The 21,062-nt window shown below is 46.7% G+C and carries 14 protein-coding genes and 1 tRNA gene; 1 reads left to right on the top strand and 14 read right to left on the bottom strand.

Annotated elements, in window-relative coordinates; translation table 11 throughout:
* Nucleotides 1–18: 18 nt before the first annotated feature.
* The 13 genes from pheT to leuB all read right to left on the bottom strand — a co-directional run bounded on the left by pheT (nt 19) and on the right by leuB (nt 18,033).
* The gene (gene pheT, locus MKX40_RS08675) at nt 19–2,472 is read right to left on the bottom strand and encodes a phenylalanine--tRNA ligase subunit beta (protein WP_339240830.1); all 2,454 of its coding nucleotides are present in this window, start codon (nt 2,470–2,472) and stop codon (nt 19–21) included.
* Nucleotides 2,473–2,556: 84 nt separating this feature from the next.
* Entirely contained in the window at nt 2,557–3,591 is a 1,035-nt protein-coding gene (pheS, locus tag MKX40_RS08670; protein WP_047842255.1) for a phenylalanine--tRNA ligase subunit alpha, read from the bottom strand.
* 594 nt (nt 3,592–4,185) lie between these two features.
* Nucleotides 4,186–6,078, bottom strand: a complete 1,893-nt coding sequence (abc-f, locus tag MKX40_RS08665; RefSeq protein ID WP_339240829.1) for an ABC-F type ribosomal protection protein — start codon at nt 6,076–6,078, stop codon at nt 4,186–4,188.
* Between the two features lie 516 nt (nt 6,079–6,594).
* Nucleotides 6,595–6,665: transfer RNA gene (locus MKX40_RS08660), tRNA-Gly, on the bottom strand.
* Between the two features lie 161 nt (nt 6,666–6,826).
* Nucleotides 6,827–8,953: an EAL domain-containing protein gene (locus MKX40_RS08655; protein WP_339240827.1), complete on the bottom strand. Its 2,127-nt coding sequence runs from the start codon at nt 8,951–8,953 to the stop codon at nt 6,827–6,829.
* 290 nt (nt 8,954–9,243) lie between these two features.
* On the bottom strand, nt 9,244–10,200 hold the full coding sequence (locus MKX40_RS08650) for an aldolase catalytic domain-containing protein (protein WP_339198382.1): 957 nt from the start codon (nt 10,198–10,200) through the stop codon (nt 9,244–9,246).
* Between the two features lie 83 nt (nt 10,201–10,283).
* The gene (locus tag MKX40_RS08645; RefSeq protein ID WP_339240825.1) at nt 10,284–11,597 is read right to left on the bottom strand and encodes a hypothetical protein; all 1,314 of its coding nucleotides are present in this window, start codon (nt 11,595–11,597) and stop codon (nt 10,284–10,286) included.
* A complete protein-coding gene (locus MKX40_RS08640) occupies nt 11,594–12,709 on the bottom strand; it encodes a DUF58 domain-containing protein (protein WP_124113687.1) in 1,116 nt (371 codons plus the stop codon). Before MKX40_RS08640 ends, MKX40_RS08645 begins: the two co-directional genes overlap by 4 nt.
* A 4-nt stretch (nt 12,710–12,713) precedes the next feature.
* Nucleotides 12,714–13,679: a MoxR family ATPase gene (locus MKX40_RS08635; RefSeq protein ID WP_339240823.1), complete on the bottom strand. Its 966-nt coding sequence runs from the start codon at nt 13,677–13,679 to the stop codon at nt 12,714–12,716.
* A gap of 121 nt (nt 13,680–13,800) precedes the next feature.
* On the bottom strand, nt 13,801–14,907 hold the full coding sequence (locus MKX40_RS08630) for a PAS domain-containing sensor histidine kinase (protein ID WP_150364819.1): 1,107 nt from the start codon (nt 14,905–14,907) through the stop codon (nt 13,801–13,803).
* 448 nt (nt 14,908–15,355) lie between these two features.
* Nucleotides 15,356–15,772, bottom strand: coding sequence for a hypothetical protein (locus MKX40_RS08625; RefSeq protein ID WP_017689649.1), 417 nt, complete (start codon nt 15,770–15,772; stop codon nt 15,356–15,358).
* Between the two features lie 357 nt (nt 15,773–16,129).
* Complete coding sequence (locus tag MKX40_RS08620) at nt 16,130–16,669, bottom strand: peroxiredoxin (RefSeq protein ID WP_091032840.1); 540 nt, start codon at nt 16,667–16,669, stop codon at nt 16,130–16,132.
* 278 nt (nt 16,670–16,947) lie between these two features.
* Entirely contained in the window at nt 16,948–18,033 is a 1,086-nt protein-coding gene (leuB, locus tag MKX40_RS08615) for a 3-isopropylmalate dehydrogenase (RefSeq protein WP_339240821.1), read from the bottom strand.
* Nucleotides 18,034–18,267: 234 nt separating this feature from the next.
* Here leuB and MKX40_RS08610 point away from each other — a divergent pair, with 234 nt between their 5' ends.
* Nucleotides 18,268–19,248 carry an aldo/keto reductase gene (locus MKX40_RS08610; protein WP_339240818.1) on the top strand — a complete coding sequence of 327 codons (981 nt, stop codon included), beginning with the start codon at nt 18,268–18,270 and terminating at the stop codon, nt 19,246–19,248.
* Between the two features lie 225 nt (nt 19,249–19,473).
* Here the strand turns inward: MKX40_RS08610 and MKX40_RS08605 are convergent, their stop codons facing one another.
* Nucleotides 19,474–21,015: a 2-isopropylmalate synthase gene (locus tag MKX40_RS08605; protein ID WP_339240817.1), complete on the bottom strand. Its 1,542-nt coding sequence runs from the start codon at nt 21,013–21,015 to the stop codon at nt 19,474–19,476.
* Nucleotides 21,016–21,062 lie beyond the last annotated feature (47 nt).

Genomic DNA, 21,062 nt, shown 5'->3' with positions numbered 1-21,062 from the left:
AAAAAATGTTCTTCTGTCCTATTTACGCAATTCCGCTCCGAATTGCTCTTCCAGACGAGCCACTACACGGGCATGAACTTCAGTAACTTCCTCATCGGTCAGTGTACGTTCATGATTCCGGTATACCAGTGCCATCGCCACGCTCTTCTTGTTTTCACCCAGCTTACTTCCAGTGAACACATCGAATACTTGTACAGTTTGTAACAACTCACCCGCCGATTCACGAATGGCGCGCAGCATATCTCCCGCTTCAACATCCTCATTCACAACAACCGCGATATCACGTTCCATGGCTGGGAAACGCGGAAGTTCACGATAACGAATGTCAGCGTCTGCTTCATTGTAGATCGATTCAAGTGCAATCTCTGCGATGTATACATCATTCAGATCATACTGCTGTTGCAGTTCCGGATGCAACTGACCCAATGTACCGATCAATGTGCCTTCTCCGCCATCCTTGCCTTCCAGATAAACTGATGCAGAACGTCCCGGATGGAAGCCTTCGGGGCTGTTCGCTACCAAGCGAATGCGTTGTTCCAGGCCTACATAAGCGAACAGTTGCTCAAGTGCACCTTTCAGGTCGAAGAAATCTACTTTCTCCGCTCCAACATTCCACTGCTGGTTTGCACGATTCCCGGTGAGCAGCAAGCCCAGTACTGGGATCTCATGGGGTTGCTTGGTCAGCTGATCTTCTTCGGTGAAGAACACGCTGCCCACTTCGAATACAGCCAGTGAATCCTGTTTACGGTTCATGTTATACACCGCTGCATCCAGCATTTGCGGCAAAATACTCGTACGAAGCACACTGCGGTCTTCACTCATCGGCATCGCGAGTTTCACGGCTTTACTGCCTTGTGTCAACGCCGGGAATAATGTCGCTTTATCCGGGTGCACAAAGGAATAACTGATCATTTCCTGCCAGCCACTGCCTGAGAGCACTCCACGAATAGTGCGGCGCATCGCTTGAGAGCGTGTATATGCCCCCGGAGTTGTCGGTCCTTCAATCCATGTGGTTGGAATGTTGTCGTATCCGTACAAGCGCGCAATCTCTTCGAACAAGTCTACATCAAGTGTAATATCCCCTCTGCGTGTTGGCACTTCCACATCCAGCAGTCCTTGCTCAGCATCACCACATGCAAAGTGCAAGCGAGCGAAGATCGTTTTCACCTCAAGCAAAGACAGATCTGTTCCCAGATAACGATTCAGCCTGTTCAGCGACAATTGAATGACACGTTTCTCCGCCGCTTCTGCCCCAGCTTCCACAATTCCCTGATGCACTTCACCCTCAGCATAACGCTGAATCAGTTCAGCCGCACGATCCAAAGCCGTAATCACCGCACCCGGGTCTACTTCCTTCTCAAAACGCATGCTTGCTTCGGAACGCAGCCCCAGTTGGCGCGACGTTTTCCGAACGGTTCCGCCGTCGAATTTGGCGGACTCCAAGAGCAGATTCACCGTACCTTCCGATACCTCGGAATTCTCGCCACCCATAACCCCAGCGATGGCTACAGGTTTCACGCCATCCGTAATGAGCAACATGTGCGGCTCCAGCTTGCGCTCCTGTCCATCAAGCGTAACGATCGTTTCGCCTTCGTTGGCCATACGCACTTCAATATGGCCTTTTTCCAGCTTATCCGCATCGAATGCATGTAACGGTTGACCATATTCCAGCATGACATAGTTCGTGATATCAACGATATTGTTGATTGGACGAACACCTGCAGCCATTAGACGGTTTTGCATCCAGAGCGGGGAAGCACCCAGCTTAATGCCGGTTACATAACGAGCCGCATAGTGACTGCATTGCTCCTGTGCCTTAATCTCTACAGAGATATGATTCGCAGCTTCATCACCCACTTCAACCAGTTGGTCTTTGGGATTCGGCAACTTCACTTCACGACCCAGAATGGAACCTACTTCATAAGCTGCGCCACGCATGCTGAGACAGTCGGAACGGTTCGGTGTCAGGTCCAGTTCAAGTACATGATCGTCGAGACCAAGAACCTGGCTGATCGGCGTGCCAACCTCTGTTGTTTCCGGTAGAACAAGAATACCTTCCTGTTGATCTTTGGGCAGCAATTTATCGTTCATGCCCAGCTCTTTCGCAGAACAGATCATGCCAAGGGATACAACACCGCGCAATTTGGCTTTTTTGATATCCAATCCACCAGGGAGCTTCGCTCCAACCAATGCTACGACTACCTTTTGACCTGCATCCACATTTTTCGCACCACACACGATCTGCAGATCTTCTTCCTGGCCGGCATCGATGACACATACATTCAGTTTGTCTGCATCCGGGTGTTTCTCCTTGCTCTTCACATAACCTACAACAACTTTATTCACGCCCTTGTTGCGGTTCTCCACTACATCAATCTCGACACCCGCACGGGTGATTTTCTCCGCCAATTCCTGTGGCGTCACACCTTCAAGGGAAATATAATCAGACAGCCAATCTGTCGATACTCTCATGGACGTTCACTTCCTTCATCTATAAATTGGTATTCCCGGTTCATAACGTTTGCTCTATATTTGTTGATCCATTGTATTGTTAAGTTACAGCCTTCCGAATTGCTTCAAGAAGGTCAGATCGCTATTGTAGAAGTGACGGATATCATCGACACCATACTTCAGCATGGCGATACGCTCTACGCCCATACCAAATGCGAAACCACTGTATTTCTCCGGATCGTAACCACCCATTTCCAGTACTTTCGGGTGAACCATACCGCCGCCCAAAATTTCAAGCCAGCCGGTTTGCTTACATACCCGACAGCCGCTGCCGCCACATTGTACACAGGTTACATCCACTTCCGCACTTGGCTCCGTGAACGGGAAGAAACTTGGACGCAGACGAATCTCCGTGTGGGAACCGAACATTTCGCGCACGAATTGCAGCAGGGTTCCTTTCAGATCGCTCATACGAATGTTTTCGCTGATGACCAGCCCTTCAACCTGGTTGAATTGGAAAGAGTGCGTCGCATCATCGTCATCACGGCGGTATACTTTACCTGGGCAGATGACTTTGACAGGCACTTCGCCCTTCATGCTCTGCATGGTACGCACTTGAACCGGAGATGTATGGGTACGCATCAACAAGTCTTCGGTAACATAGAAGGAATCCTGCATATCGCGCGCCGGGTGATTCTTCGGCAAGTTCAATGCTTCAAAGTTGTAATAATCCATCTCGACTTCAGGACCTTCCGCTACGCGGTATCCCATGCCGATGAAAATATCTTCGATCTCCTGTACCACTTTTGTCAGTGGATGCAGTCCGCCTTGACGTCCACGACGTCCTGGCAGCGTCACATCAATTTTCTCGGATTGCAGACGCTTCGCCGTCTCTTCCTTCTGGAACTGATCCTGCTTGCTGTCGATGACTTCCTCAATGGCAGCCCGAACATCATTGGCTACTTGACCAATAACCGGACGTTCCTCCGCACTAAGTGCACCCATGCCTCGCAAAATTTCAGTCAATGCACCCTTTTTCCCCAAATACTTCACACGCAGATCACTGAGCGTCTGTGGATCATTCACACCAGACAACTGCTCCAGCGCTTCGATCTTCAATGCCTCTAAACGTTCTTTCATGTGTAATTGCCCCCTTTTTGTGGTGTTTTTGCAACAAAAAAAGGCCTTCTCTCCCCTGAAGGGACGAAAAGACCGTGGTACCACCCTTGTTAGACATCCATTGCTGCACGGACCTTCTGGCCTGCAACTGGTTTTGTCTCACTTTGTACGGAATAACGACCGTTAACCGTTTGCCCCTACTGTTGCCTCTGTGTCTGCACACAAACAGGTTCAGGGAACCGCTTCGGAGTGAATTTCGGCAGCCTTGTTCTACAGAAACGCTCTCAATCTACGGCGCTTCCTCCCTGTCCAGAGGCACTGCTTACTTATCTCCATCATCACGTTTGCTTGTTAGTTAAACCTTTAGAGGTTGTCAAAAAGTCCGCTTTTGATTACGAATGATGCCTCTTGGCATCAGCGTCGAATATCGGATTCAGCCGAAATGTCCGTTGCTCACGTAGTTTTCCTACGCTCCGCTACTCCATTTCTATCTTCATCCCATCTTCTCGGTACTGAAAACCGCTCTTTTTGAACACATACCCTATATCGATGTAATCATCGATGATCGTTCATAATTATATGCAAAATAGATCGAAATAGCAAGCCGTCCATGTTCTAATTTATGCTTGCGCCCTTATCTTTCAATTGTTTCAGACGCTGCTGGATTTTGCGAATCTCAGCGGCCTCGACTGCTCGCTCATTCGAATGCTCGGGCTGTGTCAGACTGTCTTTTCCAGCAGTGCTCACAGGAGACAGCAACTCCGACAGGCGCATCTCCAATCGCAACCGCTCGTCATCGGATTCCCGTGTCTCTAGCGCACGCTCCCGAAGTTTGCTGGACTGCTCCCAATCCGACACGCCTCCTTCAAACAGGGTTGCTGTGCCCCCAGATTCCAGATCGCACAATCGATTCGCAAGTGTCTTCGTCAGCATCCGGTCATGAGATACAAGTACCAAAGCACCTGAAGCCTGTTTTAATACATTCTCCATGACTTCCTGGGTATCGATGTCCAGATAGTTCGTCGGTTCGTCCAACACCAGCAGATTCGCTCCACCAAAATACAGTCTCAGAAATGCCACTCTGCACTTTTCCCCCATGCTCAAATCCCCAATACGCTTGAACACGTCATCCCTTGAAAACAGGAAACATCCCAGAATGGTACGTGCCGCACTTTGTGTCATGGATGGGAGGGTAAGCAAACTATCCAGCAATGTTAAACTCTCGGGAAGCCCTTCCAGCTCCTGTGAAAAGTAACCGATTTTCAGCTGTGGATGCCGTGTTACCTTGCCCTGCGACGCTTCCAGCTCACCAATCATCAACTTTAACAGTGTCGTCTTGCCCGTTCCATTAGGACCTCGTACGGCAAGCCGATCTCCGCGTTCAACGGTGATTCGAAGGTTACGAAGCACTGGCTCGTTACCCGTATATGAAAAACTCACCTCATCCAAGGCAACAAGCTGTCGTGCAGCCAGTGGATTCATCTGCAATTCCATGTTCAACTTTGCAGCTTCACGAGGTTTATCCACCCGTTCCCGCTCCAAACGTTCCAGCTGTTTTTGTTTTGCATGGTAACGTGAAATATTTTTGTTGGCTTTGGCCTTGTAGAAGCTCTGGGTGATCTTCACCTCCACATCGGTCGCTGAATTATGCGCTTTATGGAACCATTCCTGGTAGTTTCGAATCGTTTCTTCCAACGCCTTACGCTCCAGCTCCTGCCTGCGGTAGATCGTTTCCTGTTCCCGTAATTCACGCTCTTTGTGGAGCTTGTATTCGGAGTATCCGCCTTTGTATTTGGTCAGGGCATCTGCACTGAATTCAATCACTCCTGATGCTACCTCATCAATAAAGGTTCGATCGTGAGATACAAATAACAGCGTACCTTCGTATGAGGATAACCACTCTTCAAGCCAGCGCATGCTTCCCTCATCCAGATGATTCGTCGGTTCATCCAGGATCAGGAATTTGGGCTTGCTGACAAGAAGTCCTGCCAGGCGAGCCTTTGTTTTTTGTCCACCGCTCAAAGAATGATAGGGTCTGTTCCAATGCTCTGCGGATAGTCCAAGACGTGTCAGTACCTTCTCTACTTCAGTCTCCCACATGTAGCCGTTAAGCTGTTCATATTGCTCCATCACTTGCGTATAGGCTGCAAGCAGCTCATCATCCGCTTCAGTGCTAATGCTCAAACGTTGCTCCAGTTCTTCCAAACTCCGTTTCACTTCATAGATCTGACCGCTCTCACGCCGGACCGCATCCAATACATTCATGCCCGTCTCAATCTCCGAGCGCTGGCGCATGAACCCCCATTCCTGCTGCGGAATATGCCGTTCAATCCGTCCACCACCGTGCTCTTCTCCCAAAATGATTCGTAACAACGTCGTCTTGCCGCATCCGTTACGACCCAGAATGGCAAGTCGCTCGCCCTCATTAATCTCCAAATTCAATCCTGTAAACAATTCAATGCCGTTCCATTCTTTTGATACTTCATGTAAGCGTACCAATGTCATCATGAGGCCTCATCCTTCCTGCATCCTTTTTGCTAAACAAAAAAACCGCTGGCATCAGCCGGCGGTTTGGCAATTCAGGGTTGGATCAAGCATTCAAAGACAGATCTAAGGTAAGCTACGGCATGAACAAAGAAACCCCAAACACAGGGTACACGTAAACCTCCAAGGTCTACTTGTTCCATACCTGATCCCATAGCTGAATTTGGACACACGAATCCCCTCATTGCTCAGCCGCTCTGGCTGACTGCGTCATAAAACTTTCTGCAGTTAACTGGGGTCAATTCATGTGTTTTACTTCATGGGACGTATGGTTACCTCTCATTCATGTGTAGTATCAATTTCTCCGTTATTGTACCAGATCATTGTAAAAAAGCAAAGGTTATAAATTATTCTGAAAGAATACATACTACTCACCAATCTGATGACATGCAGTCTTCTGATGATTGCTTTTATTCAAAAGTTTCTTTTATGACAGAAAAAAAGCCCTTGCATCGCAAGGACTTCGGTTTTGCTTCGTTAAGCGGGTGATGGGAATCGAACCCACGCTATTAGCTTGGAAGGCTAAAGTTCTACCATTGAACTACACCCGCATGAATGAAGATTTAATTGTTAAGTTCCTTAGGAAGTTAACAGTGATTTTACAAATAATAATATACCATGATCCTTTATAGCATGCAAGTCATGTTTTCCATTTTTTTCATTACGTATCAACATTAAAAAAGCAGGAGCACTCTTGCGCCCCCGCTGTTCCCTATCCTGTGGGCTTATCCACATCTCTCAAAAACTGCTTTTCAAATTCAGCGGCTTTAATCGGTTTGCTAAAGAAATAGCCCTGAGCCTCATGACAGTGCTGATTGCGGAGAAAGATCATCTGGTCTTCGTTCTCCACGCCCTCGGCAGTCACTTTCAATTGTAAATGATGCGCCATTGAAGTGATGGTAGATACAATCGCAGCGTTATTGCTGTCCTCCATGACTTCATTAACGAATGAACGGTCAATCTTGAGCCGATCAATCGGCAGATCCTTCAGATAGTGCAACGAGCTGTATCCCGTTCCAAAATCATCAATACTGATATGCACACCAATTTCTTTGATTTTGCGCAACTGTTCGAAGGATCGGTCTTTATCAAATGTCATGCTCTCTGTAATCTCCAGTTCAAGCCATACGGGCTCTAGTCCTGTCTCCTTGAGAATGCCATTGATATTGTCCAACAAATGGGAATGCCTGAATTGTCTCATCGACAGATTCACCGAAACACACAGCTTACGATAACCAGCTTCCTGCCACTGTTTGTTCTGTGCACACGCTTCACGAAGCACCCATTCGCCAAGAGGCACAATGAGCCCACTTTCTTCTGCCAGAGGAATAAATTCCGCCGGAGATACCGAGCCTCGCTGCGGATGCTGCCAACGAACCAATGCTTCCATACCCACGATTAGACCACTTTGCAGATTAACCTGCGGCTGGTAGACCAGGTAGAACTGACCTCGATCCAACGCCTTGCGCAGATCATTCTCAAGCTGCAAACGCTCCTGTGCCTTCATCTGCATCGCATGGGCAAAACGATTCAGTTCCATTCCTTGTTCCTTGGCACTGTGCAGAGCCGTATCCGCATTCTGAATGATCTCCTGTGGCGACTCACCATCATGCGGGAAAATGGCCATACCGATTCCAAGGGTAAGGTGATACTCATTGCCATCAACCAAAACGGGCTTTTCAAAAAGTTGAAGAATGGATCTTGTCCGGCGCAACGCCGTATTGGTTGAACTGAAATCTGTCATTGTCAACGCAAACTCATCTCTTCCCAGCCCAAAGACTTCTTCTCCTGGAAGTGACGAATGTTTCAGTCGTTGACCTACCTGACGCAAAACACGGTTAGCTGCTTGCTGTCCGAGCGAATCATTAATGGTCTTGAACCGGTTGATATTCAGGACCAGTACACCAACAAGCTGTTCCTCGACCACGGCATCATCCATCATTATTTTCAATCGTTGTGAAAGCCGACGACGATTCGGAAGTCCTGTTACATCGTCATGATGAGCAATATAGTTCATCTTGGCCTCCGCGACCTGCTGTTGCAGGAAAGGTGTGTCCACTACGGACGTATACAGTCCTTTTTGAATGAAAAAATATGCCATACAATTACTCAGCAACCCCAGCAGCAGATTGAGATCATTCACCCCCGTTGCTGAAACAAAATAACATTCTCCAAAAAAGAAACATAAGATGCCACATAGAATGGTTGGTACATCACCATCTTTGGATTTTTTCCATTGTACAAACAAAAGAACTGCAATAATGGCATAGAGCAACCCGACCATAAAATGAACCCGGGTGAAGATTCCACCAAGCACATCCCCATCAAGCATATTTGGCAACATGCTCCACTCCTGAATCGCCAATATGTACAAAATAACAAAGGCACCCAATGTTCCACTGAAGAGCAAGAACCTTCGTGGTAATGCAATTTCTTTCTCATTTAGGGTATATACGAGCAGCAAACCTACTGAACACACCAAAGATCCCATGGTTGACATCATTAAGGAGAACTCTGATTCCATCATAGCTCCATTTGGAATCTCTTCTGCAAATGAAACGATATGAACCAGTTCAAACAGACCAATCAATAAAAAGAGTGTTGTCAATAATGTTCTCCGAAGAGTTAGCTTCTGTGTCCGAAACAACCAGCTTTGATTGTAGATACCGATACAGGCCGCTGCCGCAGCGAATCCACCCAAGAGTGTCAAAACCGGGTAACCCGATAGGGTCAGATCAGAGCTTGAAGAGGAACGGAACCATTGACTTGCGAGGAAACACAATAAGCCGCAAACAGCGACCCAAATTATTTTTCTCTGATCTTGCAGATTAACCTTCATGCCGTGTTTTCCTTCCCGGGGTCACCTATCCTGAATTACATTAACCAAACTCAACAGCTTACTACATGATTCGACAAAAAAACATATTAACCAACGTTCAATTCACATGCATACACATGCTATCTGGTACATAATAACATTTAAATCTGCATACGTGAACTAAAAAATAGTCACTCCTAGGAATATTTATTCATAAATATAGAGAAAAACAAGGCATTAAGAACTAAAAAAACATGGATCTCCAGTTAGAGTCCATGTTTTCCTAATTTGCAACTGTATATCAGACTATATTACTTATCAAAATTCACTTCTGGCGTTGTTAATTTATCATAGAAATCAACGACCTTATCCTTGTCTTCCGATGAGCGAATCGCCATCGCTGAACGTGGGTGCTCGTCCAACGCCCCTGTAATCATGTAAGGCAGAATGTAACCCCATTCTTCTTTTTCTCTCAGTGGAACCATCAACTGTTCCAATACACCAAGTACTGGACGCAGATTGTATTTAGTTCCTTTCAGATGAGCTACCAGCAATTCGGTTGGACAGTTTCCTGCCGCGCGTCCCATACCATACACAGAGGCATCAAGCAGCTCAACGCCAAGTTCCGCCGCAACCAATGTGTTAGAAAACGCAAGCTGCATATTATTATGTGTGTGAACACCAAGACGTTTGTTAGGCAAATGAGTCTTGAACTTCTCTACCAGATATTTCACATCATTATGATCCAGACTACCGTAAGAATCGACAATGTAGACAACATCCACAGTACTTTCTTTGATCAATTCAAATGCTTCGAGCAGCTCATTCTCCATAACATTAGAGAGTGCCATAATATTAAGTGTAGTTTCATATCCACGATCATGGAATGTTTGAACCAGCGCAAGCGCCTTATCTACATCTTTGCTGTAGCAGGCAACCCGGATCAGATCTAGCATGCTCTCGCTGCGAGGCAAGATATCATTCTCGTCCACACGTCCAACGTCAACCAGTGCAGACAGTTTGGTATTGCCTTTTTGAGGAATCACTTTACGCAAGAAATCATCATTCAGGAAACGCCATGGTCCTGCTTCCTCAGCACCTTTCAGTAACTTCGGAGAGTTTTTGTATCCAATTTCCATATAATCAACGCCAGCTTCATTCAACCCAGCATACAGCTGTTGAACAAAGTCCACGCTAAAGTCCCAATTATTTACCAATCCGCCATCACGGATCGTACAATCTACAATTTTGCAATGATTTGTCTTCATTAATGTCTGCTCCTTTTCTGACCAACTTGTGTATTCCTCTCATGATACTTGAACGTGACAAGAAAAGTAAAGGGATTCCGGACTTATTTACTTCGATAAGATTTCCAGATTCGATCAATTTCAACCATATCTGATGCATCTGGAACCTTTCCTCCATACCGCACGCTGTTATACGCATCTGGCAGTCTCGCAGACAGCTCATCTTCTTCTAGCTTCACACCATTTTGAATAATGGTCTGTGCAGCCTCGAGCGGAGTATGCGTCCCCTGTATTCCCACACCTCGATGAGTAGCTCTATCGATCCAAGTCCGATAGTAATACCGAACACGTTCAGTCTCCTGAGCAGGTACCACTTCTTTTCTCCTAAACCAATTCTTCCGAACTTTTGCTGGCGCATCAAGCGTCTCACTCACATCGATATACTCCGTTCGTGGTTCTGCCTTCTTTTCACCAGGTTGTAACATGCCCTTGAATCGTTCCATGAGTCTGTTTATCGTTTTTCGTCCCAACCTCAGAAGCAGCCACAGGATTACTCCTGCTACAGCACACATCACTACCCACCCCAGAATGTTCCAGAAGACTGAGGGCTCGGATGGGGGCTCTCTCCAGTCATTCGGGAGATTTAGCTGCTGATCGGGAGTGTCCATTGGCAATCGTGGCTCCTCGCCGGATATCGGGCCAAACCACCCCCTGATCCATGCGAGCAAGCGGTCACGTAGCGGTCCCAGCCATGCTGCGAGACTTGGGAAAGCACCGATCGCGACGATGACAATAAACATCCACATGAACCGCTGATGATTCGCACGTGCAAAATCTCGTAAAACCAATCTTCTCTTGCCATCATTGAGCATTGCCTGGTCCAGTTGCAGCATATATCGTCCAACCAGCCAAAAGGCAAAGCTGATCACTCCCGCAATATAGATCCATAGGGTATAGGTTCGTATCGGCTGCATGAATTCCAATGAATTCGAAGCAATCATAAGTACAATCGCACTGATTACACCCATAATCTGCAAACGCCATAACAATACAGAATGAAAGACTGGCTGGAAGGTCAGACCTGCATAAGCCGAGATGACTCCACACAGTATCAATGTGATGATATCCGGCATCGGGAGAATGAGGCTCATTCCTACAACGAGTCCGAAGAAAAATCCTACGAAGAGTGCCGTTACTCCACGAATAAATGTACTTTTCTCGCTAAAACCCGGAATTTTATGCTGAATGAATTGTCCCAACCAACCCACGAGAACAACCAGGATGAATAATATATACGGCAAATGTTCCATGGCATAGAATGAAGCGAGTGTAAATATCGGAAATAGGTATATACCAGCCATCAAGACGGCAAACATCGCTATGAGTCCCTTGGTCGTCGCTGCCTGTCTGCTGCTCATGCACTCACCGCCTTCGTATTCCCCTTTACGTCTTCTACCGGGAGAATCGTCACACGATGTCCTTGTTCATGCAGACGTGCAATCTCATGCTCCATAGCGGCTGATACATAGGATGTAATCAGCAGATAGCTTCGGATTTGTTGTGCTTCTTCATTCAACCGTACTTCATCATTCAGGAATTGCTCCATGGGTACCATGCATTTCAGCTCTGTCTCCGCCATAGCTTCCAATAATCTTTCCAGATGGGGTGTGCCATAATCTGGCTCAATCCGAAGTGTATCGCGGCCGCCACCCACATGATAACCATTATGGGCGAAGCCTGCCGGTAGCCCTCTACCGATAGCATCCACTGCAGCCGTGGCAGCGTAACGGAGTGCCCGTTCAATCTTTTCGGGTCGAGTGACAACACTCCACATATCTGCAGATTCCTGAATATTGACTACAATCCAGGATTGCGGATCAGCTGTCCATCCCTGCTTGTAGACTTGTAATTCACCTGTACGTGCACTCGCTTTCCAGTGAATGCGATTCATGGGGTCGCCTGCGCCATAAGGCCGAACACCCAGAATCAAGAAAGGATCTTCAACGATCCATCGTGATACTTCCACTTCTCCCTGCCATACCTGATAAATTGCAGGAAGATCCTCTGCATTCACTAATGAAGGATACACGACCATAGACATTTGCAAAGGAATCGGTTTGGTGGAACGCCACACGCCAAAGAGATCCCCACCTGTCATCGTTGCTGTATTTAATGGATAAATCCCACGCTGAGTACATGTAAAAGGATGTTTGCGCGTAATACGAGTAAACGGTTTCAACGTAAAAATACTCTTGTGGTTCTGATAGATTTCGCCTTGGCTAATATCCATACCTGAGCCGGAACGAAATACAAACGACACGGGCATCATCGATTCAAGTCTGAGCCACGGTACGGAGACTCGCTTCTCATTCGATATCGTCTCCACCATCTCAAGTTCATCTCCAGCGTAACAACGCAGCTTGCTGAATTGTCTACTGTACTTGAGCTTTCGCAGTGCAGGTCGTCCGAACCACACACCATGTATAACAACGACAATGCCTCCAACAAGGACAAGCCATAATAATGCCATAAGATTAACGCCCGCTTGTAGCGAGATTCTCCGTAGGCACTTCTGTCTGATTCAGAAGTTCCTGGATGATACGCTCCGCCAAGCCTTCTTGTTGTCTGATCCGGTTACGAAATACAAGTCGGTGGGCCAGCACAGGTACCGCCAGAACCTTAATATCATCAGGCAAAACAAAGTCTCTGCCATGCAGTGCAGCCCATGCCTGACTTGCCTTAAGTAATGCCTGAGCCCCGCGTGGACTTACGCCAAGTGAGAGCTCAGGATGTTGCCTTGTCGCTTCCGTTAACTGAATGATATATCGTAGCAAATCTTCGTTGATTTGCACGGTTTTATACGTATCCTGCGCCTTCAAAAGTTCTTCACGACTGATCACTGCCGTGAGATCATCAACAGAGCGTCTGGCTACCGTACGTCTCAAGATTTCTACACTCTCTTCACTGCTTGGATAACCCATGCGAATTTTCATCATAAAACGATCCATCTGAGCCTCAGGTAGCGGAAAAGTTCCCTGATTATCTACGGGGTTCTGGGTGGCGATAACGATAAATGGCCGTTCCAGCTGTCTCGTTGAGCCGTCGATACTGATCTGGCGTTCTTCCATGCACTCCAGCAAGCTTGATTGCGTACGCGGTGTAGCCCGGTTAATTTCATCGGCTAGTACAAGATTGGCAAACAAGGGCCCCGGTCTGAATTCAAAATCACCTTCTTTTTGATTAAAAAAGTGAATTCCTGTTAAGTCAGAGGGCAGCAAGTCTGGTGTAAACTGTATCCGTTGGAAGGTGCAGTCCAATGAAGAGGCCACCGATTTGGCGAGCATCGTTTTCCCGGTACCCGGTACATCCTCCAGCAGTACATGTCCTGACGCTATAATCGCTGTCATCACCAGCTCAATGGTATGCTCTTTTCCCACAATTACTTTTCCCACGTGATCCATCAATTGTTGATTCATTCGTTCCATTCCTTGGATTTCCATCTGCATCTCATCCTTCCGTTATGGAGCTTATGTATTCGCATTCATTACTAACTATAACCCTAATTGGCAACATAAAACAAAGGAGTCGGCAGATGGCCGACTCCTTGACTCCCCGCACTTCTCAAAATACCAAAGGCAACATAATCATAAACCGCGTACCCTCGCCTTTTTTGCTATCCACAGAGATGGTACCTCCATGGTTCTTGATGATTCGGTAGCTTACTGACAGTCCAAGTCCCGTTCCGCTCTCCTTGGTCGTGAAGAATGGATCAAACAGACGTACAAGCGTATTATGGTCCATCCCATGACCGTTATCCGCGATGGAGATCTGCACGAACTTGTTTTCCGTGGCAGTAGATATTCGAATTAGACCGGTATGTTCTTCACCAACTTCCTCGATCGCATCCATTGCATTTTTCACCATATTCAAAATAACCTGCTTAATCTGTTTGACATCAATGGACACATTCAGCGGGGCATCCCCTTCATCCAGGACGATCTCGCATCCCTTCATCAAACCTTCGCTTTCTGTCAGCAGGACCACCTCTTTGAGTAAAGAGTCGACAGACATCACGGTCTTCTGTGGAGCCGATGGTTTGGAAGAATTCAAAAATTCGTAGATGATGTCGTTCGCCCGATCAATCTCCGTCAGTATGATTCGCGCGTACTCGTCTTTGCCGAGCTGCAGCAAATGGGGCCTGAGCAGTTGGATGAACCCACGGATTGCAGTCAACGGATTACGAATTTCATGAGCAATAGATGCTGAAATCCGCCCCAGCATCGCAAGTTTGTCATTTTGATAAGCGGTCTGTTCGATTTGTTTATAATCAGATACATCTTTGACGCTGAACAAAAAGTCGCCATCCATCTGATCACCGTACGTTACAGTAACCAGCCAATGCCTGCCGTATTCATCGATCAACTCATGATAGCGCTTACGATGAAAAATGGTTTCCCGATAAATACGTAAAATTTTCTTTTTCTTGAATCGGCTCATCTGCGGATGATGCAGCATTTGCATCAGGGTGCAGCCGCTCAACAGACTTCTCGGAAGTTCCAACAACTTTGCCATCTGAACGTTAATAAACGTCAATACACCGTGACTGTCAAACAACATAATACCGCTATCCAGATGTTCCAGTACATTCTCGTACTTGTTGTTATCCAGATGCACAGGCGGGAATCCATCCGTTGGTTGAGGCACTGTATCCTGAAATTCACTAATCATGTCAGGTTCCTCCTTTTCACGTAAATGATAAACTTGCCATTCGGACATCATATCATCACAGAAACAGGAAGGGCCGATTTTATTTTTCATTACCGGTGCCCTTTCGTTGGGGGGCTGAGCCGAAAATATGGATGGCATGTCCGGAACTCAAGCTGGTCTATTCCCGGTAACCAACACTCGATCCGGAAAATCATATACGTTTGTTCCATTCCGACCTTCTCCTATTCCCAAACACGAACATTTTTTGCTCCGCCTCTTTTGCAAGTCTGCTTTTATCATAGACAAGTTTATAGAAGAGAGTCAATCGGAGAAAGTGTCGAATGGAAATTATTTTAAAAAAAACCTCGAATTAGTTCCAGAACAACAGCACAAAAACGAAGCCGTTTCACCCCTTAGGCAAATCAGCTTCGTTTTTAATATCTTTAATTTGTGATATATCCAAATTCATCTATAGTCCGGTCTTATTATGCTGAATTTTCAGTCTGCGCTGACTCATCACAGCTAATCGACGTTTAAGTTCACTTTCCCACTTCTCGTCTTTGGTTTCTTTGGCGAGCCTGAGCAAATCCAGAGCCATATCAATCTGGCGCTGCACAATGACCATGGCATCCTCGCTCTCACGGTTTACACAGTTTTCGAAAATGGCATCCTCATCTTCTGTAACATAATCTTGAAAGTCGATCTCGGATGCACCGTCTCCATGCGCATATTCGGCGAGAATTTCATATTCGTTTTCCACTTTATAATGCACCTCAACCCGATGACACACCGGGCAAAACAGCAGGGGAACATTATGAACCTGGGTGCGGTAATGCTTCAGCGTGCCCTTCGTTCCAACCATACTTGCCCCACAACAGTAACTCATTTTTGTTCACCCTCCTTATTACGTGCCGGGACTTTTTTTGTTAAAATGCATCCCGTACACTTCCAGCACTTCCGAAAAGGAATAGTTCCATCAGTGTATCACATTCATGTACAGATTATAAATGCAGAGCACCGGAATATTTACCGGGTTTCCATACCCTATTCGCCTTACTGGCCATCAATTCCTCTTTCAACAAATAAAAAGAAGACTTTCTTCTAATATATTATTAACACGCTTAGCTGCTTGTTCAAACACTTTTGATTAACTTCGTGATAACTTCTGGCAAAAGGGTGCAAAAAGCCCTCAATCCCTAACGGGATGAGGGCTTGAACAAAAACCGTTCAAGTTAACCTGGCCTTACAGGTTGTTGTCGCCTGGTTTCCAGTTCATTGCACACAATCCGCCGGATTGCAGTGCTTGCAGTACGCGAAGTGTTTCTTCAACACTACGGCCTACATCGTTGTGGTTAACCACTTGATATTTCAATTCGCCTTCTGGATCGATAATGAACAGGCCGCGCAATGCTACGCCTTCTTCTTCGATCAGAACGCCGTAATCTTTAGCCACTTGCTTCGTGATGTCGGAAGCCAGCGGGAAGTTCAATTGACCCAGACCATTGCTGTCTACAGGTGTGTTGATCCATGCTTTGTGGCTGTGTACGGAGTCTACGCTCACGCCAAGGATTTCAGTATCCAAAGCTTTGAATTGCTCAGAAGCAACGCTCAAAGCTGTAATTTCAGTTGGGCACACAAATGTGAAGTCCAAAGGATAAAAGAAGAATACAAGCCATTTGCCACGATAATCGGACAGTTTAACGGAACCAAAATCTTGTCCATCTCCCGATACTGTTTCCATTGCGAAATCCGGTGCTGGTCTACCAACCAAACGTTCTGCCATAACTAAAAATTCCTCCTTTGGGATTATGTAAGCATCCATATGGATTGCTCATCATCAAGAAAAACGCGAACGCCTTTCCTGTAATTAAAATGATTTGATACTTGATAACAAGTACAAGTAAAATGTTATCATCCGGACTTCCCAAAGTCAAGATTATAACCATTATTTTTTTATAATAATTATAAATAAGGATTTTTCGTGCCAAAAATCATAAAGGAACAGCCCTCTGTACATTCCATAACTGGAAACAAAGGGCTGCCATGTTCTTGATAATATAATTACGCCTGTTTCTGAATAGCCGCTACAATCAAATCGCCCATTTCGGTCGTGCTGATCGCTGTGCTCTTGTCTACAGCAATATCACTCGTGCGGTGTCCTGCGTTCAATACATTCGACACAGCTGCTTCAATGGCATCCGCACCTTCTGCATAACCAAAGGTTGTGCGGAACATCAACGCCAAAGAGAGAATGGTTGCAATCGGATTAGCGAGGCCTTGACCTGCGATATCCGGTGCAGAACCGTGTACCGGCTCATAGAGTCCGAAGCTGCCTTCTCCTAGTGATGCAGATGCAAGCATACCGATGGAACCCGTCAGCATCGCTGCTTCATCACTCAAGATATCTCCGAACATGTTTTCCGTTACAATAACATCGAAGCTGGCTGGGCGACGAAGCAATTGCATCGCACAGTTGTCTACCAACACATGCTCCAGTTCAACATCCGGATAATCCGGTGCTACCCGATTCACAACTTCACGCCAGAGACGGGAAGTTTCCAATACGTTGGCTTTGTCTACAGAAGCCAGCTTCTTGCGACGTCCTTGCGCAATTTCGAATGCCTGACGAACGATCCGCTCCACTTCTGTTACATTATATGCACAAGTATCTACGGCCTCTTCACCCTGTGCACTTTCACGTCTGAACTTCTCACCGAAGTAGATACCACCTGTCAATTCACGTACTACCATCAGATCTGTACCTTCAAGTACTTCCGGCTTCAACGTTGAGGCATCCTTCAAGCAATCAAATACGACAGCCGGACGCAGGTTGGAGAACAATCCGAGTGCTTTGCGAATACCCAGCAGGCCTGTTTCCGGGCGAAGCTCCTTGCTGTTGTTATCCCATTTTGGACCGCCAACCGCTCCAAGCAGGACTGCATCTGCACTTTTACACACGCTCAGTGTTTCTTCTGGAAGAGGTGTACCCTTCTCATCAATCGCGATTCCGCCAAACAGGGCATGCTCTGTCTCAAAACGATAACCGAATACTTCCTCCGTACGTTTAAGCACTTTCTCAGCCTCAGCTACGACTTCAGGGCCGATTCCGTCACCTGCAATAACTGCAATTTTTTTCACGTCTGCCATTGGGTTGTCCACTCCTTATATTTCATTCATTAATTATTCATAAAGTAACGTCTCATATTAACTCTCTCTTTTGTATCATATTCCAAGGTCATTTGACCAAGATATACAATCTATGACTTTAATAGATTTTACCTATAAGCCGATAGAGATTAACTTTCACAAGTTGTTCCTGACCCTCCCGGTAGGGTAAAATATAGCTGAATTCAAATCAGGTACGCAGGAGGGATAAGCAACATGCAATATTCGTATTTGGGTAAATCAGGCCTCAAGGTCAGTCGAATCTGTCTCGGTACCATGAATTTCGGGCCTGCTACAGATGAAAAAGAAGCTTTCCGCATTATGGACGCAGCACTCGATGCAGGGGTAAACTTTTTTGATACCGCTAACATCTACGGGTGGGGTGAAAATTCTGGGCTTACCGAAGAAATTATCGGACGCTGGTTCAATCAGGGCGGTGGCAGACGTGAAAAAGTAGTTTTGGCCACCAAAGTCTATGGCTCCATGCATGATGATACAGATGGCCCCAACAACGAAGCTGGCCTCTCTGCCTATAAAATCAGACGGCATCTGGAGGGTTCCCTCCGCCGCTTGCAGACCGATCATATCGAACTGTATCAGATGCACCATGTTGACCCAGCTGTATCATGGAATGAACTGTGGGGTGCATTTGAGAATGCCGTTCATCAAGGTAAAATCGGTTATGTAGGGTCAAGCAACTTTGCTGCATGGCAGATTGCAATCGCTCAAAGCGAAGCCAACAACCGCCATTTCCTTGGCCTTGTTTCCGAACAGCATAAATACAGCCTCAACTGTCGTTTGCCTGAGTTGGAAGTACTGCCTGCTGCCAAAGAACTGGGCCTCGGCGTCATTCCATGGAGTCCGCTTGATGGTGGGTTACTGGGACGTAATGCTCTGCAGAAGCTGGAAGGAACACGCAGTGGCGGCATCGCGGGACGAATTGAGCAGCAACAGACTCAGCTTGAAGACTTCGCAGCGCTCTGTCGTGATCTCGGTGAACCACAGGATACGGTGGCTTTGGCATGGGTTGCAGCCAATCCCGCAGTAACCGCTCCAATTATTGGACCGCGTACACTCGAGCAGTTTGAGACCGCACTCAAATGTCTGGATGTGACTTTGGATGAAGCCGTGCTCAAACGTCTGGATGAGATTTTCCCAGGTCCAGGTGGACATGCACCTAATGCATACGCGTGGTAATAACTTGATAGCGTATGGTAATGCACGAGGTCACCGTAGAAACTACACTGTGTGGACCTGCCCTAATTATATATATTAAAAGCAAAAGAGTCTGACCCTCCATAGGAGAGTCAGACTCTTTACGTACCTCACTGAACGGAACAAAGCAGGCCGCACGATCTTCTATATCCATTCGAAATGAGATACATCTTCCTGTCAGCGTACATTGCTGCACCGGAACGGAGCCTACAGGTTCACATTTACACGATTTGTGTATGTCTTGCGTTTCTCAATTAATTGATTCAGACCGTCTACATAGGCACGTGCACTTGCACCCAATATATCTGTGCTTACACCACGTCCTTGTACGGAAACCTGATTTTGAGTCAGCACAACATGTACTTCACCCAATGCATCCTTGCCATGTGTTACCGATTTGATCGAATAGTCAGACAACGTTACATCTTCCCCACTTACTTGGTCAATCGCATTGTAGATCGCATCTACCGATCCATTACCCTCCGCCTGCTTCTCAACCGTATCCCCGTCAAGCGTTGCAATGCGGACTTTGGCTGTTGGTACCGATTCATCTCCGTACGTAACAAAGATCGATTCCAGTTTATACACCTCGGGTGCATCCTGCAATTTCTCTTCAATTACGGCAAGCAGATCTTCGTCAGTAACTTCTTTTTTCTTATCAGCCAGCTCTTTGAACTGGGCAAATGCCCGATTCAATGCTTCTTCTTCCAACTCATAGCCAAGATCGATCAACCGCTCACGGAAGGCATGACGACCGGAATGTTTACCCAGTACAAGCTTGCTTTCCTTCAAACCGATGGACTCTGGCGTCATAATTTCGTACGTTGTTTTTTCCTTCAGCATGCCGTCCTGGTGAATGCCGGATTCATGTGCAAAGGCATTCGCCCCAACAATGGCTTTGTTTCCTGGCACAACCATACCTGTCAAACGGCTAACCAAACGACTGGTCCGTGCAATTTCAGATAACTGCAACGAGGTTTTCGCCTGGAAAAATTCCTGACGTGTCTCCAGCGCCATAGCAATTTCCTCGATCGCCGTGTTACCTGCACGTTCACCAATGCCATTGATCGTACCTTCGATCTGATCGGCCCCGTTGAGGATGGCTGCTAGTGTATTGGCGGTCGCCATACCCAGGTCATTATGACAGTGGGCACTCAGCTGTACCTTTTCAATCCCGTGCACATTCTCCTTGAGATGTTTGAAAATGTTTCCGTATTCATATGGACTGAGGTAACCCACCGTATCCGGAATATTCACTACGGCTGCGCCTTCTTCAACAGCCATATTCACCATTTCCACGAGGAAATCATATTCAGTACGACCTGCATCCTCAAGTGAGAACTCGATCTTCGAAAATGTTTTCTTCGCATAACGAATCGCGGAACGAGCTGTATCCAGTACCTGCCCTTTTTCCATACGCAATTTATGTTGGCGGTGAATAGGTGAAGTTGCCAGGAAAACGTGAATACATGGGTCCTGTGCACCTTTAAGTGCTTCCTTAACCGCATCAATGTCTTGCTCTCTGGAACGGGACAAGCCAATTACGGTAACATTTTTAACCGCTTTTGCTACTGCATTGACAGCTGCCAGGTCGCCTGGAGATGCCGCCGGGAAACCAGCTTCCATCCGGTCAATGCCAAGCCGCTCGAGCTGATGGGCAATTTCCACCTTTTCACGAGTGTTCAGATTGACTCCCGGGGATTGCTCTCCATCACGCAGCGTTGTGTCAAATACATAGATTTTACGCACGCTTCGCACCTCCTGTACTTGTATTATAATGTTTCTCTGAACCAGCA

The sequence above is a fragment of the Paenibacillus sp. FSL R5-0517 genome (genome assembly GCF_037974355.1).
In the GTDB taxonomy this organism is placed as follows: domain Bacteria; phylum Bacillota; class Bacilli; order Paenibacillales; family Paenibacillaceae; genus Paenibacillus.
The sequence above is the reverse complement of the archived record's forward strand: the minus strand, read 5'-3'. Positions and strand labels throughout refer to the sequence as shown.